Source organism: Streptomyces sp. 6-11-2, from assembly GCF_006540305.1.
Taxonomy (GTDB): Bacteria; Actinomycetota; Actinomycetes; order Streptomycetales; family Streptomycetaceae; genus Streptomyces.
In genome coordinates, this window is the sequence record NZ_BJOR01000001.1 from 2,843,957 (window position 1) to 2,869,956 (window position 26,000).

The following is a 26,000-nucleotide window of genomic DNA, read 5'->3' on the forward strand; positions in this document are numbered from 1 at the left end:
CCCGGGCTATGGGTTCGGACGGACCCATTGGCGGGTGCGCCCTCCCACCCAGCCGGGCGTCGCTCGTACCCCCTCCCCACGGCGGACGGGCCGCCCCCCTCTCGCAAAGGAGCCGGTCCATGAGCACAGCCCTCCGCAGACCACCCGGGGCCGACGGTCCCAGCAAGCGTCGCAGCCCGCTGCGGATCGCCACCGCCACCCTCATCGGCACCAGCGTGGAGTGGTACGACTTCGGCATCTACAGCACGGCGGCGGCCCTGGTCTTCCCCAAGCTGTTCTTCCCCGAGATGAACCACGCACTGGCCGTGCTCAGCTCGTTCGCCACCCTGGCCGTCGGCTCCCTCGGACGGCCGCTCGGCGCGGTCCTCTTCGGCCACATCGGCGACCGCTACGGGCGCAAGAAGGCACTGATCGGCTCCCTGCTGCTGATGGGCGTCTCCACCTTCCTCATCGGCCTGCTCCCCGGCTACGCCTCCGCCGGCGCCCTCGCCCCCGCGCTGCTGCTGGTCGTCCGCATCCTGCAGTCGCTGGCGGTCGGCGGCGAGTGGGGCGGCGCCGTCCTGTACGCGGTCGAGAGCGCACCGCCCAGGCGCCGGGCCCTGTACGGCTCCTTCCCGCAGATCGGCGACGGTGTCGGCTTCTTCCTCGCCACCGGCGTCTTCGCGCTGGCCTCCCTGCCGGGCCATGACGCGCTCATCAGCTGGACCTGGCGAATCCCGTTCCTCCTCTCCAGCCTGCTGGTGATCACCGGGCTGCTGATCCGCAGCCAGCTGGAGGAGTCCCCGGAGTTCGGCGAGGCGCAGCAGCGCGCCGATCAGGAGAAGGAGTCCGCCCGGCAGATCCCGCTGGTCGGCGTGATCCGCACCGCGTGGCGCCCCTGGCTGCTGGCCTCCGGAGCCTTCCTGGTCACCGTCGGCGGCTACTACGTCATCGTCACCTTCATGTCCGTCTACGCCCTCGACCACCTGCACTTCAGCGAGGCGCAGGTCTCCACCGCCGGGATCTTCTGCTCGCTCGTGGTGATCGTCTTCACGCCGGTCTCGGCGATGCTGGCGGACCGGTTCGGGGTCCGCCGGGTCACCCTGATCGGACTCCTCTCGCACCTGCTGGTGGCGTTCCCGATGTTCTGGCTCGCCGACATCGGCACCATCCCGGGCCTCTGGGCGGGCATGGGTCTGGCCATGCTGGCCAGCACCGTGGCCTACGCCACCATCGGCACCATGATCACCACGTGGTTCGCGCCCCGGATCCGCTACACCGGGCTCTCCCTCAGCTACCAGCTCGCCGGGCTGGTCGGCGGCGGCACCACCCCGGCCCTCGCCCAGTGGCTGGCCGGCCCCTCCGGCACCGACTGGACGCCGGTGGCCCTGCTCTTCCTCGGCATGGCGGTGGTCAGCGTGGTCTGCGTCCTGCTGCACCGGACGCCCGAGGAGTCCGAGGGCGCCGAACTCACCGCCAGACCCACCCTGATGGAGGCCTGATGTCAGCGACAGCCGTCGCCCCCGCGGCGAGCACCGCGGGCCGCGCGCACCTGGAGGAACTGGCCCGCAAGGCCGCCCGCGCGGCCGAGCAGGCCAAAGCGTGGGAGTCCCCGTACACCGGGGCCGGCCAGGAGCTGCACGCCCGGATCGACGCCGCCGTCGCCGAGGACCGGGAGGCTCTGCTCGCCCTGAGCCACGCCCTGCACCAGGACCCGGAGCCCGGCTTCGAGGAGCACCGCGCGGTGGCGCGCGTCGCCGGACTGCTGCGGTCGCACGGCATCGAGGCCGAGACCGGGGTGTACGGCCTGTCCACCGCGCTGCGCGCCACCGCGGGCACCGGGCAGGGCCCCACCGTGGCGGTGCTGGCGGAGTACGACGCCCTGCCGGGCATCGGGCACGCCTGCGGCCACAACGTCATCTGCGCGTCCGGCGTCGGCGCCTTCCTGGCGCTGGCCCGGGTGATGCCCGCGCTCGGCGGCACGGCGGTGCTGCTGGGCACCCCCGCGGAGGAGAACGGCACCGGCAAGGAGACCATGGCCCGCGCCGGGGCGTTCGACGGCGTGGACGCCGCGGTCATGATCCACCCGTTCGCCGGCGGCGACCTGACGGACGCGCCCTACCTGGGCCTGCGGGAGGTCGTCGTGGAGTACCGGGGGCTCGCCGCGCACGCCTCCGCCACACCGTTCATGGGCGTCAACGCGCTGGACGCGGTGGTCGCCGCGTACCAGGGGATCGCCGCGCTGCGGCAGCACATCCTGCCCACCGACCGGATCCACGGCGTGATCACAGACGGCGGGACCCGCCCCAACGTGGTGCCCGACCGGGCCGCCGCGCACTTCTATCTGCGGGCCGGCACCGTGGCGGCGCTCGCGGAGCTCTCCGAACGGGCCCAGCGGGTCTTCGAGGGCGCCGCCACGACGACCGGGACCGAGCTCACCGTCCGCTGGGACGACTGCCCGCCCTGCATGCCGGTGCGCAGCAACGAGGCCCTGGCCGCCCACTTCGCCCTGCACCTCACCGGGCGGGGCCGCACCGTCCTGCCCGGCAGCGCCGCGCCGGACGCCGGGTCCGGCTCCACCGACCTCGGCAACGTCAGCGTGCGGATCCCGGCCATCCACCCGATGCTGTCGGTGGCACCGGCCGGAACCGCCCTGCACACGGCGGACTTCGCCGCGTGCACGGCGGGTGCCGAGGCCGACCGCACGGTGCTGGACGGCGCCGCCGCCCTCGCCCGCACCGCCGCGGACTTCCTGGCCGACCCCGAACTGCGCGCCGAGGTGGCCCGCGAGTTCACCGCGGCCGGCGGCGCACTCGACGTCGAGCGGCTGCTGGGCACACCGGGGACCACCCGCTGACCGCCGGGTCCGGATGAAACCGGCCCCGGCACACTCGCGGCGGCTCCGCGTTCACACCGCCGCCCGCGGTCGTCCGTCGGCGCACCGGACGACCGCGGGCCGGGGGAAGGCCGTCAGATGACGCCCTGGGCGAGCATCGCGTCGGCCACCCGCTCGAAGCCGGCGATGTTCGCGCCGGTCACGTAGTCGCCGCGGGCGCCGTAACGCTCGGCGGTCTCGTGACAGGTGGTGTGGATGTCGCTCATGATGAGCGCCAGCTCCCGCTCCACCTGGGCGGCCGTCCACGCCGTACGGGAGTGGTTCTGCGCCATCTCCAGGGCGCTGACCGCGACCCCGCCCGCGTTCGCCGCCTTGCCGGGGCCGAACGCCACCCCGGCCTGCTGGAACAGGTGCACGGCCTCGGGCGTCGCCGGCATGTTCGCGCCCTCGGACACGGCCTTCACCCCGTTGCGGATGAGCGTCTCCGCGTCCTTCTCGTCCAGCTCGTTCTGCGTCGCCGAGGGCAGCGCGACGTCGCCCGGGACCTCCCAGACCCGCCCGCCGGGCACGAACCGCGCGGAGGTGCCCCGCCGCTCGGCGTACTCGCTGATCCGGCCGCGCTCGACCTCCTTGATCTGCTTCAGCAGCTCCACGTCGACGCCCTTGTCGTCGACCACGTATCCGCTGGAGTCCGAGCAGGTCAGCGGGTTCGCACCGAGGGCGGTCAGCTTCTCGATGGTGTAGATCGCGACGTTCCCGGAGCCGGAGACGACCGCCGTCTGGCCCTCCAGCTCCTCGCCGCGCTCGCGCAGCATCGCCTCCGCGAAGAGCACGTTGCCGTACCCGGTGGCCTCCGGGCGGATCAGCGAGCCGCCCCAGTTCGCGCCCTTGCCGGTGAGCACACCGGCCTCCCAGCGGTTGGTGATCCGCCGGTACTGGCCGAACAGATAGCCGATCTCACGGGTGCCGACGCCGATGTCACCGGCCGGCACGTCGGTGTGCTCGCCGATGTGCCGGTACAGCTCCGTCATGAACGACTGGCAAAACCGCATGACCTCCGCGTCGCTCCGCCCGTGCGGGTCGAAGTCGCTGCCGCCCTTGCCGCCGCCGATGCCGAGCCCGGTCAGCGCGTTCTTGAAGATCTGCTCGAAGCCGAGGAACTTGATGACGCCCAGATCGACGGACGGGTGGAAGCGCAGACCGCCCTTGTACGGGCCCAGCGCGCTGTTGAACTCCACCCGGAAACCACGGTTGACGTGCACCCGGCAGTGGTCGTCCTGCCACGGCACCCGGAAGATGATCTGCCGCTCCGGCTCGCACAACCGCTCCACGAGCCCTGCCTCCGCGTACTCCGGCCGAGCCGCGATCACCGGCGCCAGTGTCTCCAGTACCTCGTGAGCGGCCTGGTGGAACTCGGGCTGGGCCGGATTGCGGCGCTCGATCTCGGCGAGCAGGGAGGCGAGCTGGGTCTTGGTGTCGGGTCGGGTCGTCACAGGGTCCCCTTCTGGCACGGCTACTACCGGCTCGAAGCCGGTGATGAACGCTCGGCGCCGTTGCCGCGCGCAGGAACTCGGCCGACCCGGGAATGGGCATCCGGGAAACGGCCGACCCTTCAGTGTTACCCCTGGATCGTTGCACTGGCCAGTAACCCGGCACCTTGAGTCCACGATGTGAGATCAAGATTCCGAAAAATCGGCTGGTACGACCGTTCCCGCGGGACGCCTACACCAGGCGCCAGTGGGGCAAGAACTCGACTGCGAGGTACAGGACGACGCCCAGCAGGATGATCCACGGGGCGAATCCGGTGCCGGCCGGCCCTCGCTCGACCCGGGCCGTGGGACGCAGATCACCGTGGAGGACCATGGCGCTCAGCGTGTCCGCGGCCCGGCTGCCCCGGTCGGAGCGGACGACACGGCTCAGCCAGGGCGGCGCGAAGAGCCCGGCGATGAGCTCGGGCGTCCGGCCGAAGAACTCCAACTGTCCGTCGCGCCGCATCTCCACACGGGTGATCGTCGACCACGGCAGGAGCCGTGTGGACCACAGACGGCGGACGTGCACGCCGTCCCGGTCCGCGGTGACACGCCACAGCGCGAACCAGCAGCACGGAAAGCTGACGACCAGCGAGGTCCACAGCGCCTGAATCAGGGCGCCCGGCCGCGGATGCGCCAGGCCCGCTCCGGCCGGATGTTCGAACAGTGTGACGAACAGGACGCAGATGACCGCGGCCGTCGTCTTCCCGCGCCAGCCGGCACCCCACACCAGCGGCACCTCCGGCGCCGTCATCGCCCCGGCGAGCTCCTCGACCCGGTCCCGGCGCTCCTTGCGCGCCTGCCGCCGCCGCTCCGCCCGGCCCGTTCTCATCCCCACCCCAGCCCCCGCCGTCGTGTACCACGGCGAGCTTACCGACCGGCCGGTTGAGCCGTCGCACCGCGGACCGGGGCGACGAGCCGCCCTACACCCGCCGGCTCTCCAGCGGCCCCAGAAAGGTCTCCGGCAGGCCGCCCGTGTCGATCAGCAGGCGTTGCAGGACCGTCGTCGGGTCGATCGTCCAGAACTTCAGGCGATGCGTTCCGGCGCGGGTGATCGTGTGCCTGGTCGCGGTGCGGTTGACGTTGTCGGACGTGTTGCGGGCCCACGCCATGTTCATCGTGCCGTCGTCCGCGCCCGTGGCCGCGTTGATGTCCACCGTCTGCGGCACGGCGTCGTCGAAGGAGATGCCGTAGCGCAGGCCGCCGGTCGGGAGGGCCGGGTTCCTCGGGGACACCTCCGCCCACACCGTCACCTCTCCCGCGGAGAGGAGGGTCACCTCGTACTCCAGGCGCGGGGAGTTCGGGGCGCCGGGGGTGCGGCGCGGTGCCGTCACCGGCCAGGGGGTCATGCCCGAGGTGGTGCGGCCGACGCCGTCCAGGCGACGCCACTCCCCCACCACGCGGTCGTGGTGCTCCGCGTCGATCGCCAAATAGCCGCCCGCCTCCACGAAGCCCTGCACCAGACGGGGCGACGGGTTCTCCGCCGTGCAGGCGACCGTCACCGTCGTGCCCGCGCCCGAGATCGTCAGCTTCGCCTCCGCCCGGCCACTGGGCACCCGGCGCCAGTCCACCCGGACCTCGACCCGCACCTGCTGCTCCACCCGGCCCCGGGCACGGTCCACCAGCAGCCACGGGGCCGAGGACTGGATCCGGTACTCGAAGGGCGTGCGGCCACGGTTGAAAAGCTCCACGTACTGCTGCGGGCGGGTCTGGTACGGGCTGAAGGAGGGCAGCCGGGCCGCGGTCGTCGCCCCTCCCGGCCACCAGCTCCCCGCGTCCTCCGCTCCGTCCACCGAGACGCCCAGTCCCGCGGCGCGCGGCACCTCGATCCGCCGGACCGCGGGGAAGAGGACGTCCGGGATCGCCACGTTGTCGATCTCGGGCTGCTGCCAGCCCGCGTTGGGGCCGTAGCGTTCCACGTCCCCGTAGTCGATGTGCGGCTGGGTCTGGAAGCCCTTCCACTTGCCGCCGGCCACCTCGTGGTTGAAGCGGTCGGCGAGGGCGACGTCCCGCTCCAGACCCGTTTCCGCCCGCGCCGCCAGGTCGTTGGTCGCCGCCCGGCCCTGCCTGGCGTAGAGGAGGTTCGTGAACTCGGCCTGCCGCAGGCCGTAGAGGTTCGCGGTCGCCTCCACCTCGTAGCCGACCAGTTCGAACCAGGCGTCCCGGCTCCGCGCGGGCAGCTTGCGGGCGACGCGGTCGGCCTTGCGGGCCAGGGCCTTCCACTCGTCGGTGACCCGCTCCAGCTCGCGGTGGGCGAAGTAGTACGGGCTCTGCTGGTCGTCGTAGACGACCTCGCCGTCCCGGAGGGTGATCCGGCGGTTGAGCAGCTCTGGCTTGCGGCGGGCCTGGAGCCGGCCGTACTGCGCAAGGACCTCCGCGATCGGCCCGGAGTCCGCCTCGCCGAAGTTCTGGGCGGCGTAGCGGCGTTCCCACTCCCCCAGCCGCTCCTGCGGCCAACTGTCCGGGTTCCAGGCGTAGTCGAGGAAGAACTCCGTGGGCAGTTCGTTGCCCTTCAGGTCGCCCACGTTGGCGACCCACAGGCCGTGGTTGCCGTAGGCGTGGGCCTGGTGGAGCTGGTCCCAGAGGTTGGTGAGGTTCGCCGTGTCGACCCACTTGTAGTTGCGGCCGGCACCGACGTAGTCGAAGTGGTAGTAGAGGCCGTATCCGCCGGCGCGGGCGCCCGCCGCGGGGTCGGGGTGCTTGCGGATGTTGCCCCAGTTGTCGTCGGTGAGGACGACCGTGACGTCGTCCGGGGCGCGCAGGCCGCGGTCCCAGTAGCGCTGCACCTCCTTGTAGAGGGTCCACACCTGCGGGGTCTCGGCGGCCGGCCGGCCGGTGGTCTCCTCGATGATGCGGCGCTGCTCGGCGATGATCTCCTGCATCAGCTCGATGCCGTCGCCGTCGGGCAGGCTGGTGTCGCCGTTGCCGCGCATGCCCAGGGTGACGACGCCCTCGAAGCCCTCGTCCACCATGCGCTGGATGCCGTCCCGCCAGTACGCCTTGATCGCCTCGGCGTTGCGGACGTACGACCACTCGCCGTTGCCGCCGTAGGGGTCCTTGCCCGCGCCCGCGTGGCGGTTCCACTCCTCGATGCCGCGCATCATGGGCGCCTCGTGGGAGGTGCCCATGACGATGCCGTACTCCGACGCCCGCTTGTGGTTCTCCGGGTCGTCCTCCGCGAAGGCGCGCCCCCACACCGCCGGCCAGAGGTAGTTGCCCTTCAGACGGAGCAGCAGCTCGAAGACCTTGGCGTAGAAGTCGGCGTTGAAGCCGCCGGGCTGCCCCGGGGCCTTGCCCGGACCGAAGTACGCGGGCGCCCAGGTGCCCAGGGCCGGGTTCTCGTCGTTGATGAAGACGCCGCGGTACTTCACCACCGGGGTGCCCTGCGTGTGGCGGCCCGGCAGGATCCAGACGCGGTTGCGGCGCACCGGGGGCACGTCGTCCCACCAGTACCAGGGCGAGACCCCGATGCCGTACGAGACGTCGTACGCCCCGAAGATCGTGCCGCGCGGGTCGCTGCCCGCGATGACGAGCGCGCGGTCGACGCCGGGCATCGGATGGTCGACGACCGCCTGGAGCGAGGTCTCCCAGCGGCCGCGCACCCCGGTGACGTCCAGCTTCCCCGACGTCACCAGGCCGTCGATCAGCGGGCTGCGGCCGATCGTCCCCACCAGCACGGCGTTGCGGGCGATGGTGTGGCCGGGTCGTACGCCCGTGACCCGCTGGATGTCGTCGCGCAGGTCACCCGCCGCCCGGACGACTCCGGGATGGTCGACGGCGCTGACCACGATCGGGGCGCCCACCAGGGAGAACGAGCCCAGCCTCGGCTCACGGGGCGCGAAGGAGACGTAGGCCCCCGGATCCGTCACCCGCGGACCGCCGCCCTCGCCCCCGGCCGCCCACGCGGAACCCGACGCGCCCAAAGCACCCGACGACAGCACCGGCACCGCGGCGAGGCTCGCGCCCAGGACGGCTCTTCGGCTGACGTGCGCAGACATGGCACACCCCTCACACACCTGAATTTGGTCAGTGGCATGACAAATGTTGGAGGAGTGATCTGCGGGGAACCAGGGGTCGCGCACGCCGAATAGTTTCGTAACAGCCGGAACGCGAAAAGGCCCGTACGACGAGCGTCGTACGGGCCCTCGGCGGGCGCCCCGGGGCGCGCGGCGGCAGTTTCGGCCGGGCTCAGACCTCGGAACCGCAGTCGACCGACACGAACAGCTCCGCCGTCGACGTCGCCGTGATCGCCCGCGCGAACCAGACGCTCAGCGTGTCCAGGTCCGCGCACCCGACGATCCGCTCCCGATAAGGGGCGGGACACGCGAAAGGGCCCGTACGACGGGAGTCGTACGGGCCCTTGTGGTGCTCGCGATGGAGCTACCAGGTCGGGAGACCCTTCAGCAAGCCGGTGAGCTTACTTGACGATCTTGGTGACCTGGCCGGCGCCCACGGTACGGCCACCCTCACGGATGGCGAACTTCAGGCCCTCTTCCATGGCGACGGGCTGGATGAGCTCCACCTTCATCTCGGTGTTGTCACCCGGCATGACCATCTCGGTGCCCTCGGGGAGGGTCACCACGCCGGTCACGTCCGTCGTGCGGAAGTAGAACTGCGGACGGTAGTTGTTGAAGAACGGCGTGTGGCGGCCACCCTCGTCCTTGGAGAGGATGTAGGCCTGGGCCTGGAACTCGGTGTGCGGGGTGACCGAGCCCGGCTTGATGATGACCTGGCCGCGCTCGACGTCCTCGCGCTTGATGCCGCGGAGCAGCAGACCGACGTTCTCACCGGCCTGGCCCTCGTCGAGCAGCTTGCGGAACATCTCGATGCCGGTGACCGTGGTGGTGGTCTTCTCCGTCTTGATGCCGATGATGTCGACGGTCTCGTTGACCTTGAGGACACCACGCTCGATGCGGCCGGTGACGACCGTACCGCGACCGGTGATGGTGAAGACGTCCTCGATCGGCATCAGGAACGGCTTGTCGACGTCGCGCTCCGGCTCCGGAATGGCGGTGTCGACGGCGTTCATGAGGTCCAGAACGGACTGGACCCACTTCTCGTCGCCCTCGAGCGCCTTCAGAGCGGAGACACGGACGACCGGGAGGTCGTCGCCCGGGAACTCGTACTCGGAGAGGAGTTCGCGGACCTCGAGCTCGACGAGCTCCATGATCTCCTCGTCGTCCACCATGTCGGACTTGTTCAGCGCGACGACGATGTACGGCACGCCGACCTGGCGGGCCAGGAGCACGTGCTCCTTGGTCTGCGGCATCGGGCCGTCGGTCGCGGCGACCACCAGGATCGCGCCGTCCATCTGGGCGGCACCGGTGATCATGTTCTTGATGTAGTCCGCGTGACCGGGGCAGTCGACGTGGGCGTAGTGACGCGCCTCGGTCTGGTACTCGACGTGCGAGATGGAGATCGTGATACCACGCTGGCGCTCTTCGGGCGCCTTGTCGATGTTGTCGAACGGGGTGGCCTCGTTCAGCTCCGGGTACGCGTCGTGCAGCACCTTGGTAATGGCGGCCGTGAGGGTCGTCTTACCGTGGTCGATGTGACCGATGGTGCCGATGTTGACGTGCGGCTTAGTCCGCTCGAACTTCGCCTTCGCCACTGGGTTCCTCCTGTGGAGTGGTTCTGTACGCCTTACTCATCGGCGCCAGGTGATCTTTGCTGGATGGCCCGGATCTCCGGGGCATTCCTCCGGGTGTGCGGCTGATCGCCGCGAATCCGTGGAATGCCCCGAGAGGCTCCGGAGTCAAGACTAAAGGCTGGAACTCGGGTGAGTTACTCGCCCTTGGCCTTCGCGATGATCTCCTCGGCGACGTTCCGCGGAACCTCGGCGTAGGAGTCGAACTGCATCGAGTAGCTTGCGCGACCCGACGTCTTGCTGCGGAGGTCGCCGACGTAGCCGAACATCTCCGAGAGGGGCACGAGGCCCTTCACGACACGGGCACCCGCCCGCTCCTCCATGGCCTGGATCTGGCCACGGCGGGAGTTGATGTCGCCGATGACCTCACCCATGTAGTCCTCGGGCGTGGTGACCTCGACGGCCATCATCGGCTCGAGCAGCACGGGGCTGGCCTTGCGCGCGGCCTCCTTGAAGGCCTGCGAACCGGCGATCTTGAACGCGAGCTCGGAGGAGTCGACCTCGTGGTAGCCACCGTCGAGAAGCGTGACGCGGACGCCCGTCATCTCGTAGCCGGCCAGGATGCCGAACTGCATCGCTTCCTGGGCGCCGGCGTCGACCGAGGGGATGTACTCCTTCGGCACGCGACCACCGGTGACCTTGTTCACGAACTCGTACGAGGCGTCGCCGCCCTCGATCGGCTCGATCGCGATCTGCACCTTGGCGAACTGGCCGGTACCACCAGTCTGCTTCTTGTGCGTGTAGTCGAGCCGCTCGACCGCCTTGCGGATGGTCTCGCGGTACGCGACCTGCGGCTTGCCGACGTTGGCCTCGACCTTGAACTCACGGCGCATACGGTCGACCAGCACCTCGAGGTGCAGCTCGCCCATACCACCGATGATGGTCTGGCCGGTCTCCTCGTCCGAGTGGACCTGGAAGGACGGGTCCTCCTCGGCCAGGCGCTGGATCGCGACGCCCAGCTTCTCCTGGTCGCCCTTCGACTTGGGCTCGATGGCGACCTGGATGACCGGCGCCGGGAAGTCCATGGACTCCAGGATGACCGGGGCCTTGTCGTCGCTCAGCGTCTCACCGGTGGTGGTCTGCTTCAGACCCATGACGGCGACGATGTCGCCGGCGCCCACCGACGGGATCTCCTCACGCTTGTTGGCGTGCATGCGGTAGATCTTGCCGATGCGCTCCTTCTTGCCCTTGACGGAGTTCAGCACCTGCGTGCCGGACTCCAGGCGGCCCGAGTAGACCCGGACGAAGGTGAGCTTGCCGAGGTGCGGGTCGCTCATGATCTTGAACGCGAGCGCGGCCAGCGGCTCGTCCTCGGACGGCTTGCGCTTGATGACCTCTTCCGCGTTGCCCACGGCGTGGCCCTCGATGGCCTCGACGTCGAGCGGCGTGGGGAGGTAGCGCACGACCGCGTCGAGCAGGGGCTGAACGCCCTTGTTCTTGAACGCGGTGCCACAGAACACCGGGGTGATCGTGGTCTCGGTGGCCTTGCCGGACGCGATGGTGATACGACGGATCGCGGTGTGCAGCTGCTCCTCGGTGGGCTCGTTGCCCTCCAGGTACAGCTCCATGATCTCTTCGTCGTTCTCCGCGACGGCCTCGACCAGCTTGCCGTGCCACTCCTCGGCGGCCTCGGTGTGCGTGGCCGGGATGTCGACGACGTCGTACATCTCGCCCTTCGCGGCCTCGGCGGACCACACGAGCGCCTTCATGCGGACCAGGTCCACAACGCCCTTGAAGTCGGCCTCGGCACCGATCGGCAGCTGCATGACCAGCGGCTGCGCGCCCAGGCGGTCCTTGATCATGTCGACGCAGCGGTGGAACTCGGCACCGGTGCGGTCGAGCTTGTTCACGAAGCAGATGCGCGGAACGCCGTAGCGGTCCGCCTGACGCCACACCGTCTCGGACTGGGGCTCGACACCGGCGACGCCGTCGAACACCGTCACGGCACCGTCGAGCACGCGCAGGGAGCGCTCCACCTCGACGGTGAAGTCGACGTGACCCGGCGTGTCGATGATGTTGATCGTGTGGTCGACGTTGTCCAGCGGCCAGTGACAGGTGGTGGCAGCAGAGGTGATCGTGATGCCACGCTCCTGCTCCTGCTCCATCCAGTCCATCGTGGCGGAACCCTCGTGGGTCTCACCGATCTTGTAGGACACACCGGTGTAGAACAGGATCCGCTCGGTGGTGGTCGTCTTGCCCGCGTCGATGTGGGCCATGATCCCGATGTTGCGGACATGGGCCAGGTCAAGTGAAGTGGTAGCCATAAGGCTTCAGTCTTCTCTCGGTTCTCGATGGGGTAGCGACTACCAGCGGTAGTGCGCGAAGGCCTTGTTGGACTCGGCCATCTTGTGCGTGTCCTCGCGCTTCTTCACAGCGGCACCAAGGCCGTTGGAGGCGTCGAGGAGCTCGTTGAGCAGACGCTCGGTCATGGTCTTCTCGCGACGGGCGCGGGAGTAACCGACCAGCCAGCGCAGCGCCAGGGTGTTGGCGCGGCCGGGCTTGACCTCGATCGGCACCTGGTAGGTGGCGCCACCGACACGGCGGGACTTGACCTCGAGGGTCGGCTTGATGTTCTCGAGAGCGCGCTTCAGCGTGATGATCGGGTCGTTGCCGGTCTTCTCGCGCAGGCCCTCCATGGCGCCGTAGACAATGCGCTCGGCGGTGGAGCGCTTGCCGTTCAGCAGCACCTTGTTGATCAGGGAGGTCACCAGAGGAGAGCCGTAGACCGGGTCGATGATGACCGGGCGCTTCGGGGCGGGGCCCTTACGAGGCATTCTTACTTCTCCTTCTTGGCGCCGTAACGGCTGCGAGCCTGCTTGCGGTTCTTGACACCCTGGGTGTCGAGCGAACCGCGGATGATCTTGTAGCGAACACCCGGCAGGTCCTTCACACGGCCGCCGCGCACGAGCACGATGGAGTGCTCCTGCAGGTTGTGTCCCTCACCCGGAATGTAAGCCGTGACCTCGATGCCGCTGGTCAGACGCACACGCGCGACCTTACGGAGGGCCGAGTTCGGCTTCTTCGGAGTGGTCGTGAACACACGCGTGCAGACGCCGCGGCGCTGGGGCGAACCCTCGAGTGCGGGCGTCTTGTTCTTTTCGACCTTGTCCTGCCGGCCCTTGCGGACCAGCTGCTGGATCGTAGGCACTACTTCTCCGGTTTCTGTGTGCCGATGGGTACAGCTAACCTGGAACTTCGCCGACCCACGCGGTCGGGTGTGTCGAATCCCGCTGACTCCCACCGCAAGGCAGAAAGAGACGCAGATCACGGTGGCCGTTCAGCAGCTCCCGGTGCGGTTTGAAGGCACGCACGAAAGCCAGGGCACACCCCAGGCACAAGGTCTGAGCGTACCTACCTCATTCGCTGTGGTCAAAACAAATGGGCCCCGCCCGCCGCGTCCCGCGGGGCTTGTCAAGCCCCGGCTCAGCGGGCGATCTTCGAATCCACGGAATGTGATCTTCGGACACCGGAATCCGCCCAGGTCATCCCGACCCCGCGATCCCGGCCACGATGAGCACGGTCAGGAACACCGCCCAGCCCGCGACGGACAGCCAGCCCAGGACCAGCCCGGCCAGCGCAAGGCCGTCACCGCCCTCCCCGTTGCGGCGCATCTCCGCGCGGGCGGCGTGTCCCAGGACCACCGCGGGCAGGCCCGTCAGACCGGCCGTCATCAGCGTGAGCACACCGCAGACCAGGGAGCCGACCGCCTTGCCGTTGGTGGGCGGCGGGACCGCCGCCGGCAGGAACGTGGACGGCACGACCGGTGCCGCCGCCGAGGTGAGCGGCACCGGACCCTGTGGCAGGTCCGCCACCAGCAGCGCCAGCTCCCCGACCGTACGGGCCTGGTACGCCCGTGCGACGCGCTGGTCGAGTTCCCGCTCGTCCAGGCGGCCCTCGCTGAAGCCCGCCCTGAGCACGTCCACGGCCCGTTCGCGGTCGGCGTGGGACGCCAGCATCGAGGGACTCCCCTGGCCCTGCCACGGCTGCGGAACCCCCTGTCCCCGCTGCCAGGGCTGCATGGGCTGCCACGACGGATGTGACGGTTGATACGACACTGGGACCTCCCCCGGACCACGTGTGTCTCTCCATGATGCGCCAAGGGCGGCCATCCCGTTACGGGATGGCCGCCCTTCAGCGCGTCATGCAGCCGCTCGCCTACTGGTTGTACGGACCGTAGTCGTAGTCCTCCAGCGGAACGGCCTGGCCGGAGCCGGAGCCGAACGGCGAGTAGTCGATGTCGTCGTAGCCCACGGCCGAGTACATCGCGGCCTTGGCCTCCTCGGTCGGCTCGACCCGGATGTTGCGGTAACGGGACAGGCCCGTACCGGCCGGGATGAGCTTACCGATGATGACGTTCTCCTTGAGGCCGATCAGGGAGTCGGACTTGGCGTTGATCGCCGCGTCCGTCAGGACCCTGGTCGTCTCCTGGAAGGACGCCGCCGACAGCCAGGACTCGGTCGCCAGCGAGGCCTTGGTGATACCCATGAGCTGCGGACGACCGGAGGCCGGGTGACCGCCCTCCTGGACCACACGACGGTTCTCGTGCTCGAACTTCGAGCGCTCGACCAGCTCGCCGGGCAGCAGCTCGGCGTCGCCGGACTCGATGATCGTCACCCGGCGCAGCATCTGCCGGATGATGATCTCGATGTGCTTGTCGTGGATCGACACACCCTGCGAGTTGTAGACCTTCTGGACCTCGCCGACCAGGTGGACCTGGACGGCCCGCTGACCCAGGATGCGCAGCACGTCGTGCGGGTTGGTGGCACCCACGGTGAGCTTCTGGCCCACCTCGACGTGGTCGCCCTCGCCGACCAGCAGACGGGCACGCTTCGAGATCGGGAACGCCGTCTCGTCGCTGCCGTCGTCCGGGGTGACGACGATCTTCTTGGTCTTCTCGGTCTCCTCGATCCGGATGCGGCCGGAGGCCTCGGAGATCGGGGCGACACCCTTCGGGGTACGGGCCTCGAAGAGCTCGACGACACGGGGCAGACCCTGGGTGATGTCGTCACCGGCCACACCACCGGTGTGGAAGGTACGCATCGTCAGCTGGGTGCCGGGCTCACCGATGGACTGGGCGGCGATGATGCCGACCGCCTCACCGATGTCGACCAGCTTGCCGGTGGCGAGCGAACGGCCATAGCACATGGCGCAGGTGCCCACCGCGGACTCGCAGGTCAGGACCGAGCGGGTCTTGACCTCGGAGACGCCGCGGGAGACGAGCTCCTCGATGAGCACGTCGCCCAGGTCGGTGCCGGCCGGGGCCAGTACCTGACCGTCGACCACGATGTCCTCGGCGAGGCAGCGCGCGTACACGGACGTCTCGACGTTGTCCGCCTTGCGCAGCACGCCGTCCGCACCGCGCTCCGCGATGTGCAGCTTGAGGCCGCGCTCGGTGCCGCAGTCCTCCTCGCGGATGATGACGTCCTGGGAGACGTCGACCAGACGACGGGTGAGGTAACCCGAGTCGGCGGTACGCAGGGCGGTGTCGGCCAGACCCTTACGGGCACCGTGCGTGGAGATGAAGTACTCCAGCACGGACAGACCCTCACGGAACGACGCCTTGATGGGCCGCGGGATGGTCTCGTTCTTGGCGTTCGACACCAGACCGCGCATACCGGCGATCTGACGCATCTGCATCATGTTTCCTCGGGCGCCCGAGGAAACCATCATGAAGATCGGGTTGGTCTTCGGGAAGTTGTCGTTCATCGCCTCGGCGACCTCGTTGGTCGCCTTGGTCCAGATCGCGATGAGCTCCTGGGTCCGCTCGTCCTTGGTGATCAGACCGCGCTCGTACTGCTTCTGGACCTTCTCGTCCTGCGCCTCGTAGCCGCGGACGATCTCCTTCTTCGCCTCGGGGACGACGACGTCGGAGATGGCGACGGTGACACCGGAGCGGGTGGCCCAGTAGAAGCCGGACGACTTCAGGTTGTCGAGCGTGGCCGCCACGATGACCTTCGGGTAGCGCTCGGCGAGGTCGTTGACGATCTCGGAGAGCTGCTTCTTGCCCACCTCGAAGTCGACGAACGGGTAGTCCTCGGGCAGCAGCTCGTTGAAGAGCGCGCGGCCCAGGGTCGTCTTCAGGCGGAACGAGTCACCCTGCTGCCACTCCGGCTCACCCTCCTCGCGGGCCGGCGGGGTCCAGCCACGCGGCGGGATGGTGCCCACCGGGAAGCGGACGTCCACCCGCGACTGGAGCGAGAGCTCGCCGGCGTCGAACGCCATGATCGCCTCGGCGACCGACGCGAAGGAGCGGTCCTCGCCCTTGGCCTCGCGGCCCTCGGCGTCGGTGGTGAGGAAGTACAGACCGAGGACCATGTCCTGGGTCGGCATCGTCACCGGACGGCCGTCGGCCGGCTTGAGGATGTTGTTCGAGGACAGCATCAGGATGCGGGCCTCGGCCTGCGCCTCCGCGGACAGCGGCAGGTGCACGGCCATCTGGTCACCGTCGAAGTCCGCGTTGAACGCGGTGCAGACGAGCGGGTGGATCTGAATGGCCTTGCCCTCGACCAGCTGCGGCTCGAAGGCCTGGATGCCGAGGCGGTGCAGCGTGGGCGCACGGTTCAGCAGAACCGGGTGCTCCGCGATGACCTCTTCCAGCACGTCGTACACGACCGTGCGGCCGCGCTCGACCATGCGCTTGGCCGACTTGATGTTCTGCGCGTGGTTCAGGTCGACCAGGCGCTTCATCACGAACGGCTTGAACAGCTCCAGCGCCATCGCCTTCGGCAGGCCGCACTGGTGCAGCTTCAGCTGAGGACCGACGACGATCACGGAACGGGCCGAGTAGTCGACGCGCTTGCCGAGCAGGTTCTGACGGAAGCGGCCCTGCTTGCCCTTGAGCATGTCGGACAGCGACTTCAGCGGACGGTTGCCGGGGCCCGTGACCGGGCGGCCGCGGCGGCCGTTGTCGAAGAGCGCGTCGACGGCCTCCTGGAGCATGCGCTTCTCGTTGTTCACGATGATCTCGGGCGCGCCGAGGTCGAGAAGCCGCTTCAGGCGGTTGTTGCGGTTGATGACACGGCGGTACAGGTCGTTCAGGTCGGAGGTCGCGAAGCGGCCACCGTCCAGCTGCACCATCGGACGCAGGTCCGGCGGGATGACCGGCACGCAGTCCAGGACCATGCCCTTGGGGCTGTTGGACGTCTGCAGGAACGCGGAGACGACCTTCAGCCGCTTGAGGGCGCGGGTCTTCTTCTGGCCCTTGCCGGTGCGGATGATCTCGCGGAGCTTCTCGGCCTCCTCCTCGAGGTCGAAGGACTCCAGGCGCTTCTGCAGCGCCGCGGCACCCATCGAGCCGTCGAAGTACGTGCCGAACCGGTCGCGCAGCTCGCGGTAGAGCAGCTCGTCGCCCTCGAGGTCCTGGACCTTGAGGTTCTTGAACCGGGTCCACACCTCGTCGAGGCGGTCGATCTCGCGCTGCGCGCGGTCGCGCAGCTGCTTCATCTCACGCTCGGCACCCTCGCGCACCTTGCGGCGCACGTCGGCCTTGGCACCCTCGGCCTCCAGCTCGGCGAGGTCCGCCTCGAGCTTCTTGGCGCGGGCCTCCAGGTCGGCGTCGCGGCGCTGCTCGATCTGCTGGCGCTCGACGGAGACGTGGGCCTCCAGCGACGGCAGGTCGCGGGTGCGGCGCTCGTCGTCGACGTACGTGATCATGTACGCCGCGAAGTAGATGACCTTCTCCAGGTCCTTCGGGGCCAGGTCGAGCAGGTAGCCCAGACGCGACGGGACGCCCTTGAAGTACCAGATGTGGGTGACGGGCGCGGCCAGTTCGATGTGGCCCATCCGCTCACGGCGCACCTTGGCACGGGTGACCTCGACGCCGCAGCGCTCGCAGATGATGCCCTTGAAGCGGACACGCTTGTACTTGCCGCAGTAGCACTCCCAGTCCCGGGTGGGACCGAAGATCTTCTCGCAGAAGAGCCCGTCCTTTTCCGGCTTGAGGGTGCGGTAGTTGATGGTCTCGGGCTTCTTGACCTCGCCGTGGCTCCACTGACGGATGTCGTCAGCGGTGGCCAGGCCGATCCGGAGCTCGTCGAAGAAGTTGACGTCGAGCACTATGCGTCAATCCCTCTCAGGGTCGTAAGTCTGTGGTCTGAAACGGGGGCCTGGGGGTCGGCGGGCTTCCTGGTCAGGACGCCCGCCGGACTCCCGTCAGACCTCTTCGACGCTGCTCGGCTCGCGCCGGGACAGGTCGATGCCGAGCTCCTCCGCAGCGCGGAAGACATCCTCGTCGGTGTCGCGCATCTCGATGGACATACCGTCGCTGGACAGCACCTCCACGTTCAGGCACAGGGACTGCATCTCCTTGATGAGCACCTTGAAGGACTCGGGGATGCCGGGCTCGGGGATGTTCTCGCCCTTGACGATGGCCTCGTAGACCTTCACGCGGCCGGTGACGTCGTCGGACTTGATGGTCAGCAGCTCCTGGAGGGCGTAGGCGGCGCCGTAGGCCTCGAGGGCCCACACCTCCATCTCGCCGAAGCGCTGGCCACCGAACTGGGCCTTACCACCCAGCGGCTGCTGGGTGATCATCGAGTACGGACCGGTCGAACGGGCGTGCAGCTTGTCGTCGACCAGGTGGTGCAGCTTCAGGATGTACATGTAGCCGACCGAGATCGGGTCCGGGAACGGCTCACCGCTACGGCCGTCGAACAGCTGCGCCTTGCCGGACGGGAGGACCATGCGGTCGCCGTCGCGGTTCGGGATGGTGTGCTGGAGCAGACCCGCCAGCTCGTCCTCACGGGCACCGTCGAAGACCGGGGTGGCCACGTTGGTGCCGGGGGCGACCTGGTCGGCGCCGATGGCCTGGAGCCGCTCCGCCCACTCGTCCGCGAGGCCGGAGACGTCCCAGCCGCGGCTGGCGAGCCAGCCGAGGTGGATCTCCAGGACCTGTCCCGGGTTCATTCGGGACGGCACACCCAGCGGGTTGAGGATGATGTCGACCGGGGTGCCGTCCTCCAGGAACGGCATGTCCTCGATCGGCAGGATCTTCGAGATGACGCCCTTGTTGCCGTGACGGCCGGCGAGCTTGTCACCGTCGGTGATCTTGCGCTTCTGCGCGACGTAGACGCGGACCAGCTGGTTCACGCCCGGCGGCAGCTCGTCGCCCTCCTCGCGGTCGAAGACGCGCACGCCGATGACCTTGCCGGTCTCGCCGTGCGGCACCTTCAGCGAGGTGTCACGGACCTCACGGGCCTTCTCACCGAAGATCGCGCGCAGCAGGCGCTCCTCGGGGGTCAGCTCGGTCTCGCCCTTCGGGGTCACCTTGCCGACGAGGATGTCGCCGGCGATGACCTCGGCGCCGATGCGGATGATGCCGCGCTCGTCGAGGTCGGCGAGGACCTCCTCGGAGACGTTCGGAATGTCCCGGGTGATCTCCTCGGGGCCGAGCTTGGTGTCACGGGCGTCGACCTCGTGCTCCTCGATGTGGATCGAGGAGAGGACGTCGTCCTGGACGAGGCGCTGCGACAGGATGATCGCGTCCTCGTAGTTGTGACCCTCCCACGGCATGAACGCAACCAGCAGGTTCTTGCCGAGCGCCATCTCGCCGTTCTGGGTGGCCGGGCCGTCGGCGAGGACCTGGCCCTCGACGACGCGGTCGCCCTCGTTGACGATGACCTTCTGGTTGACCGAGGTGCCCTGGTTGGATCGGGCGAACTTGGCCAGGCGGTACGTGATGTACGTGCCGTCGTCGTTGGTCGTGGTGATGTAGTCGGCGGAGATCTCCTGGACCACACCGGCCTTCTCGGCCTTGACGACGTCGCCGGCGTCGACGGCGGAGCGGTACTCCATGCCGGTGCCGACGAGCGGGGACTCCGACTTGATGAGCGGAACGGCCTGGCGCATCATGTTCGCGCCCATGAGGGCACGGTTGGCGTCGTCGTGCTCGAGGAACGGGATCATGGCGGTCGCGACCGACACCATCTGGCGCGGCGAGACGTCCATGTAGTCGACGTCCTCGGGGCTGACGTAGTCGACCTCGCCGCCACGGCGGCGGACCAGCACGCGGGCCTCGGCGAAGCGCAGGTCGTCCGCCAGGGTGGCGTTGGCCTGAGCGATGACGAAGCGGTCCTCCTCGTCGGCGGTCAGGTAGTCGACCTCGTCGGTGACCTGGCCGTCGTTGACCTTGCGGTACGGGGTCTCGACGAACCCGAACGCGTTGACCCGGCCGTAGGAGGCGAGCGAGCCGATCAGGCCGATGTTCGGGCCTTCCGGCGTCTCGATCGGGCACATGCGGCCGTAGTGCGAGGGGTGCACGTCACGGACCTCGAAGCCGGCCCGCTCACGGGAGAGACCACCCGGGCCAAGGGCCGACAGGCGGCGCTTGTGGGTGAGACCCGACAGCGGGTTGTTCTGGTCCATGAACTGCGACAACTGGCTGGTGCCGAAGAACTCCTTGATGGAGGCGACGACCGGCCGGATGTTGATCAGGGTCTGCGGCGTGATCGCCTCGACGTCCTGCGTGGTCATGCGCTCGCGGACGACGCGCTCCATACGGGCCAGACCGGTGCGGACCTGGTTCTGGATGAGCTCGCCCACGCTGCGCAGACGGCGGTTGCCGAAGTGGTCGATGTCGTCGGTCTCGACGACGATCGTCTGACCGCTGTCGCCGACCGTCTCGATCTCGCCCGCGTGCAGCTTCACCAGGTACTTGATCGTCGAGATGACGTCCTCGACGGTCAGGACGCCGGCGTCCAGCGGAGCGTCCGCACCCAGCTTCTTGTTGACCTTGTAGCGGCCGACCTTGGCGAGGTCGTAGCGCTTGGGGTTGAAGTACAGGTTCTCGAGCAGCGTCTGCGCGGCCTCACGCGTGGGGGGCTCGCCCGGGCGCAGCTTGCGGTAGATGTCCAGCAGCGCGTCGTCCTGGCCCTGGGTGTGGTCCTTCTCCAGGGTGGCGCGCATCGACTCGTAGTCGCCGAACTCCTCGAGGATCTGCTCGTTGGTCCAGCCGAGCGCCTTCAGCAGGACGGTGACCGACTGCTTGCGCTTGCGGTCGATACGGACACCGACCATGTCGCGCTTGTCGATCTCCATCTCCAGCCAGGCACCCCGGGAGGGGATGATCTTGGCGGAGAAGATGTCCTTGTCGGACGTCTTGTCGATGGAGGAGTCGAAGTAGACGCCGGGGGAACGGACCAGCTGGGACACCACGACACGCTCGGTGCCGTTGATGACGAAAGTGCCCTTGTTCGTCATGAGCGGGAAGTCGCCCATGAAGACGGTCTGGGACTTGATCTCGCCGGTCTCGTTGTTGGTGAACTCGGCCGTGACGAAGAGCGGGGCCGCGTACGTGAAGTCGCGCTCCTTGCACTCGTCGATCGAGTTCTTGGGCGGCTCGAAGCGGTGGTCGCGGAACGTCAGCGACATCGACCCGGAGAAGTCCTCGATCGGGGAGATCTCCTCGAAGATCTCCTCGAGGCCGGACTTGGTGGGGACGTCCTGACCGGACTCCAGAGCGTCCTCGACGCGAGCCTTCCAGGCGTCGTTGCCGAGCAGCCAGTCGAAGCTCTCGGTTTGCAGCGCGAGAAGGTTCGGAACCTCGAGGGGCTCCTTGATCTTTGCAAAGGAGATGCGCAGCGGGGCGGTGCTGGCGCCGTTGTTCGTATTCGCGGTCGAGGCGTTGCGCGAGGCGGCCAAGAGGGGGTCCTTCCGAGGGCTCGGACTCACTACGCGCGTACCGGCCCCCCGCCGCTACTTGAGGACAGGTCGTCCTGATCGGGCCGAAAGGCCAGGTCAAGGATGATCTGGTCGTCGTTGCTGAGGCGAGGGCATGCCCCTGGTGACGGGCAGGGGACAGCTAACAGGCAGCGCAAAGGGTCAGTGTAGCCACATGGCACACTGATGTCCAGTGCGGGTTTTTTGAGACCCTCGTAGTTGTCAACGTCTGCGGCCTACCTGCCCTCAACGCACCCTGATACTGCCCTCTTCGTCGCCGATCCATGCCTCGGATTCGGATCCTTGTTGGCGACGCGTCCTGAGAATTGCGCGCTGCGTGCGGTTCGTCAAGGCCTCCCATGGCCAAACCGGATGCTGCCATCGTCACTTGCAGCCCGCCGCCGGAGCTCTGGAGGCACGACGAAGATCACCATACCCCTCCCTGCCGCGGGCGCAAGGCAGCCGACACCGGCCCCCTCGAACGCCGAAGAGCGACCACCCGGATGGATGATCGCTCCTCGGTGCGTTCGCGTTACAGCCCCAGGGGGGCCGTGTTCAGCGCGCGGGAGTCCTTGGCGGACCCGTGAAGGTCTTACTTGACCTCGACGGAGGCACCGGCGCCCTTGAGGGCCTCGGCGGCCTTGTCCGCGGCCTCCTTGTTGACCTTCTCGAGGACGGGCTTCGGGGCACCGTCGACCAGGTCCTTGGCCTCCTTCAGGCCCAGGGAGGTCAGCTCGCGCACGACCTTGATGACCTGGATCTTCTTGTCGCCGGCGCCGGCGAGGATGACGTCGAACTCGTCCTTCTCCTCAGCGGCCTCGGCAACCGGGGCGCCCGGGCCGGCCATCATGACCGGGGCGGCCGCGGCGGCGGTGACGTCGAACTTCTCCTCGAACGCCTTCACGAACTCGGAGAGCTCGATGAGGGTCATCTCCTCGAACTGCGCGAGCAGGTCTTCCTGGCTGAGCTTCGCCATGGTGGCGGTCCTTCCACTCAAATCGGCAGGTGCCGGATGTACTGGGTAAGGCGGGCGTACGTCGGCCCGCTGCGACCCTCGCCGCGTCAAACGGCTCGGATCAGAAAGCGAGCCGAGTTACTCGGCACCGCCCTGCTCGTCCTGCTTGGCGCGCAGCGCGTCCACGGTGCGGACGAGCTTCGACGGCAGCGCCTGGAAGACGGAGGCAGCCTGGGACTGCTTCCCCTTGAAGGCACCGGCCAGCTTGGAGAGCAGAACCTCGCGGGACTCGAGGTCCGCAAGCTTCTTGATCTCGTCGGCGGACAGCGCCTTGCCGTCAAGGACACCGCCCTTGATGACGAGATTCGGGTTGTCCTTGGCGAAGTCACGGAGACCCTTCGCCGACTCCACCGGGTCACCGGTGACGAAGGCGACGGCCGTCGGACCAGCGAAGAGCTGGTCGTCCAGCGTGATCCCGGCCTCGTTGGCCGCAATCTTGGTCAGCGTGTTCTTCACCACGGCGTACTGGGCGTTCTCACCGAGCGACCGGCGCAGCGTCTTGAGCTGCGCCACGGTGAGACCGCGGTACTCGGTCAGCACGGCGGCGTTGGAGCTGCGGAACTTGTCCGTCAGCTCCGCAACCGCGGCAGCCTTGTCGGGCCTCGCCATAGAGCCTCGGCCTCCTTCCGGGTGATTCGGACCGCGCGGACCCGAAGGAGGACTGGGGAAAACGAAACGCCCCGGCGCAGGCGCACGGGGCGGACTCGACCGGGTGCACACACGGGGATCGACGTGTGCTCCGGGAGTTCTTCCACAGTCACCTGCGCGGGTCGTCCGCAGTTCAGCGGATCCTTCGGCCACCGCACCCTCGTACGAGTGCACGGCAACGACCAGCGGTCTTTGGCTTCTGTGGGAGCGTACGGGAAGGGGTCACCGCAAAGCAAATCGCCTCAGGAGCGCGGCTCAGGAGCCGATGCCGGTGCCGCCCGCGGTGGCGCCCTGGGACTTCATCAGGTCCTTGAAGTCCATGGTGTCGCCGGCCGGGGGCGCCTGGACGGAGGTCTTCACGCCGTAGTCGCTGTAGTAGGCGGTGTTGGTCATGGTGCCGGTCGCCATGTCCGCCTTCTCGACCTTCTTGACCAGCAGGTCCCGGTCGTTGACCCAGATGTCGATCGACTCCGTGGTGACGCCCGCCTCGCTGAGCTGCTTCTTCAGCTCGTCCATCTGGCGCTTGGGCAGGTTCGAGCTCCTGTCGGCGACGTCGGCGAGGTTCACCGTGCCCGCGTAGTGCGTGGTGTGCTCGCCGCGCACCGTCGCCTCGCCGACCTTGCGGACGTCGCCGGAGGCCAGCAGCAGCTTCACCGACTGGTTCGGCGTGGCGTTCTTCAGCTGCTCCCGCATGTACTCGCCGGAGCCGCCGACGAGGTCCCCGAGGTCCTCGTAGCGGTACGCGATCCAGTGCTTGCCGCCCGTCTGCCGCGCGTAGGCGTCGCTCATGTGGGCGTAGTAGGCGTCGGGCAGGTACCGCGCCTCCATCGTCGTGGCCCCGATCCGGCGCATCGTCTCGGCGACCGTGCCGCCGGTGTAGGTGAGCTTGAGCGTGCCGGTCAGGCCGTCACCCCAGTCGAGGGTGCCGTCGCCCTTCATCGACATCAACGTGCCGATGCTGGTCGTCATCGACACCCTGGCGGAGTCGGCCCCGGCGGTGGAGGTGTCGGCGGAGCGCAGGGCCGCGACGGGGCTCACGTGCGCGAGCCCCCGGCCGGCCGCGCCGTCACCCTTGCCCGAGCCGCCGGAGGAACCGGAGGAGCCGCCGGAGGAGCCGCAGGCGGCCACCGCCGTCAGTGAGGTCAGCGCCACGACGGAGAGCGTGATACGGCGCGCGGTCGTGCTCTTCATTCGTCCCACCCCTATGCGGTTGCTGTGATCTTCACGCTAACGCAGGCCTGTGACAGGCGTACGGGAGTCGCGCAGACGTCGCGCACGGACGTACGGAAGACGTCGTACAGGAGTCCCACAGAAAAGGGACGAGCCCCGCACCCGGAAAAGGTTGCGGGACTCGTCCCTCAGCTGTGCGAGCCGTGAGGCTCAGACCGGCCCAGACCGGTGCGGACCGGCTCAGACCGCGGCCGGGTCCTCCTCGACGAGGAGGTTGCGGGTGCGGTTCGGGTCGACCGGGATGCCGGGGCCCATCGTGGTGGTGATGGCGGCCTTCTTGATGTAGCGACCCTTGGCGGCGGACGGCTTCAGACGAAGGATCTCGTCCAGCGCCGCGGCGTAGTTCTCCACCAGCTTGCTGTCGTCGAACGACGTCTTGCCGATGATGAAGTGCAGGTTCGAGTGCTTGTCGACGCGGAACTCGATCTTGCCGCCCTTGATGTCGGTGACGGCCTTGGTCACGTCGGGGGTGACGGTGCCGGTCTTCGGGTTCGGCATCAGACCACGCGGGCCGAGGACGCGGCCGAGGCGGCCAACCTTACCCATGAGGTCCGGGGTGGCGACGACGGCGTCGAAGTCCAGACGGCCCTTCGACACCTCGTCGATCAGCTCGTCCGCGCCGACGATGTCGGCGCCGGCGGCACGTGCGGCCTCGGCACGGTCACCGGTCGCGAAGACCAGGACCCGGGCGGTCTTACCGGTGCCGTGCGGAAGGTTCACGGTGCCACGGACCATCTGGTCGGCCTTGCGCGGGTCGACACCCAGGCGGAAGGCGACCTCGACGGTGCCGTCGAACTTGGTCGTGGAGGTCTCCTTGGCGAGACGGACGGCCTCGAGCGGGGCGTACTGCTTCTCCCGGTCGATCTTGGCGTCCGCAGCGCGGAGAGCCTTGCTGCGCTTGCTCACAACTGCTCCTGTGTGTTCTGAAAGGAGTCGTGGTACGGGCCGAGCGGGCCCTGCCACGTGCGGCCATCGGCCGCATGGTGCTACGAAGGTGGGGTTCAGCCCTCGACCGTGACGCCCATGGAACGCGCGGTGCCGGCGATGATCTTCGCGGCGGCGTCCAGGTCGTTGGCGTTGAGGTCGGGCAGCTTGGTCTGGGCGATCTCGCGGACCTGCGCCTGGGTGATCTTGGCGACCTTGGTCTTGTGCGGCTCGCCGGAGCCCTTCTCCACGCCCGCGGCCTTGAGGATCATCTTCGCGGCCGGCGGGGTCTTGGTGATGAAGGTGAAGGAACGGTCCTCGTAGACCGTGATCTCCACCGGGATGACCCAACCGCGCTGCGACTCGGTCGCGGCGTTGTAGGCCTTGCAGAACTCCATGATGTTGACGCCGTGCTGACCCAGCGCCGGGCCGACCGGCGGAGCCGGGTTGGCGGCGCCGGCCTGGATCTGGAGCTTGATGAGCCCCGTGACCTTCTTCTTCTTGGGAGGCATTGCTCTCCGGGTCCTTTCGATTCGG

The 26,000-nt window shown here is 68.6% G+C and carries 17 protein-coding genes; 2 read left to right on the plus strand and 15 right to left on the minus strand.

Going from position 1 to position 26,000, the window contains the following annotated elements:
• Positions 1–119: 119 nt before the first annotated feature.
• Both TNCT6_RS12125 and TNCT6_RS12130 read left to right on the plus strand, forming a co-directional pair.
• Positions 120–1,481 (plus strand): MFS transporter, encoded by a 1,362-nt coding sequence (locus TNCT6_RS12125; protein WP_172632882.1) that lies wholly within the window; start codon positions 120–122, stop codon positions 1,479–1,481.
• On the plus strand, positions 1,481–2,836 hold the full coding sequence (locus TNCT6_RS12130) for a M20 family metallopeptidase (RefSeq protein WP_141359382.1): 1,356 nt from the start codon (positions 1,481–1,483) through the stop codon (positions 2,834–2,836). The genes TNCT6_RS12125 and TNCT6_RS12130 overlap by 1 nt, the downstream gene beginning before the upstream one ends.
• A 113-nt stretch (positions 2,837–2,949) precedes the next feature.
• On the opposite strand, the gene gdhA is transcribed toward TNCT6_RS12130, so the two are convergent.
• From gdhA to rplK, 15 genes are all read right to left on the minus strand, one after another.
• Positions 2,950–4,308, minus strand: a complete 1,359-nt coding sequence (gene gdhA / locus TNCT6_RS12135; protein ID WP_141359383.1) for an NADP-specific glutamate dehydrogenase — start codon at positions 4,306–4,308, stop codon at positions 2,950–2,952.
• A 229-nt stretch (positions 4,309–4,537) separates the two neighbouring features.
• Entirely contained in the window at positions 4,538–5,176 is a 639-nt protein-coding gene (locus TNCT6_RS12140; protein WP_141359384.1) for a PH domain-containing protein, read from the minus strand.
• A 91-nt stretch (positions 5,177–5,267) separates the two neighbouring features.
• Positions 5,268–8,342 (minus strand): glycosyl hydrolase 115 family protein, encoded by a 3,075-nt coding sequence (locus tag TNCT6_RS12145; protein WP_141359385.1) that lies wholly within the window; start codon positions 8,340–8,342, stop codon positions 5,268–5,270.
• 419 nt (positions 8,343–8,761) lie between these two features.
• The gene (gene tuf, locus TNCT6_RS12150; protein WP_141359386.1) at positions 8,762–9,955 is read right to left on the minus strand and encodes an elongation factor Tu; all 1,194 of its coding nucleotides are present in this window, start codon (positions 9,953–9,955) and stop codon (positions 8,762–8,764) included.
• Positions 9,956–10,128: 173 nt separating this feature from the next.
• On the minus strand, positions 10,129–12,255 hold the full coding sequence (gene fusA, locus TNCT6_RS12155; protein WP_141359387.1) for an elongation factor G: 2,127 nt from the start codon (positions 12,253–12,255) through the stop codon (positions 10,129–10,131).
• Between the two features lie 39 nt (positions 12,256–12,294).
• On the minus strand, positions 12,295–12,765 hold the full coding sequence (gene rpsG, locus TNCT6_RS12160; RefSeq protein ID WP_003992340.1) for a 30S ribosomal protein S7: 471 nt from the start codon (positions 12,763–12,765) through the stop codon (positions 12,295–12,297).
• 2 nt (positions 12,766–12,767) lie between these two features.
• Positions 12,768–13,139, minus strand: a complete 372-nt coding sequence (gene rpsL, locus TNCT6_RS12165; protein ID WP_003948652.1) for a 30S ribosomal protein S12 — start codon at positions 13,137–13,139, stop codon at positions 12,768–12,770.
• A gap of 334 nt (positions 13,140–13,473) precedes the next feature.
• Complete coding sequence (locus TNCT6_RS12170; protein WP_225078003.1) at positions 13,474–13,947, minus strand: DUF1707 and DUF4190 domain-containing protein; 474 nt, start codon at positions 13,945–13,947, stop codon at positions 13,474–13,476.
• 199 nt (positions 13,948–14,146) lie between these two features.
• The gene (locus TNCT6_RS12175) at positions 14,147–18,046 is read right to left on the minus strand and encodes a DNA-directed RNA polymerase subunit beta' (protein ID WP_141359389.1); all 3,900 of its coding nucleotides are present in this window, start codon (positions 18,044–18,046) and stop codon (positions 14,147–14,149) included.
• 96 nt (positions 18,047–18,142) lie between these two features.
• Positions 18,143–21,628: a DNA-directed RNA polymerase subunit beta gene (gene rpoB, locus TNCT6_RS12180; RefSeq protein ID WP_141359390.1), complete on the minus strand. Its 3,486-nt coding sequence runs from the start codon at positions 21,626–21,628 to the stop codon at positions 18,143–18,145.
• Between the two features lie 610 nt (positions 21,629–22,238).
• Positions 22,239–22,622: a 50S ribosomal protein L7/L12 gene (gene rplL / locus TNCT6_RS12190; RefSeq protein ID WP_141359391.1), complete on the minus strand. Its 384-nt coding sequence runs from the start codon at positions 22,620–22,622 to the stop codon at positions 22,239–22,241.
• A gap of 117 nt (positions 22,623–22,739) precedes the next feature.
• Positions 22,740–23,270: a 50S ribosomal protein L10 gene (gene rplJ, locus TNCT6_RS12195; protein WP_100569727.1), complete on the minus strand. Its 531-nt coding sequence runs from the start codon at positions 23,268–23,270 to the stop codon at positions 22,740–22,742.
• A 294-nt stretch (positions 23,271–23,564) separates the two neighbouring features.
• A complete protein-coding gene (locus TNCT6_RS12200; protein WP_141359392.1) occupies positions 23,565–24,500 on the minus strand; it encodes a hypothetical protein in 936 nt (311 codons plus the stop codon).
• A gap of 219 nt (positions 24,501–24,719) precedes the next feature.
• A complete protein-coding gene (rplA, locus tag TNCT6_RS12205) occupies positions 24,720–25,445 on the minus strand; it encodes a 50S ribosomal protein L1 (RefSeq protein WP_141359393.1) in 726 nt (241 codons plus the stop codon).
• A 95-nt stretch (positions 25,446–25,540) separates the two neighbouring features.
• Positions 25,541–25,975 (minus strand): 50S ribosomal protein L11, encoded by a 435-nt coding sequence (gene rplK, locus TNCT6_RS12210; RefSeq protein ID WP_043442978.1) that lies wholly within the window; start codon positions 25,973–25,975, stop codon positions 25,541–25,543.
• Positions 25,976–26,000 lie beyond the last annotated feature (25 nt).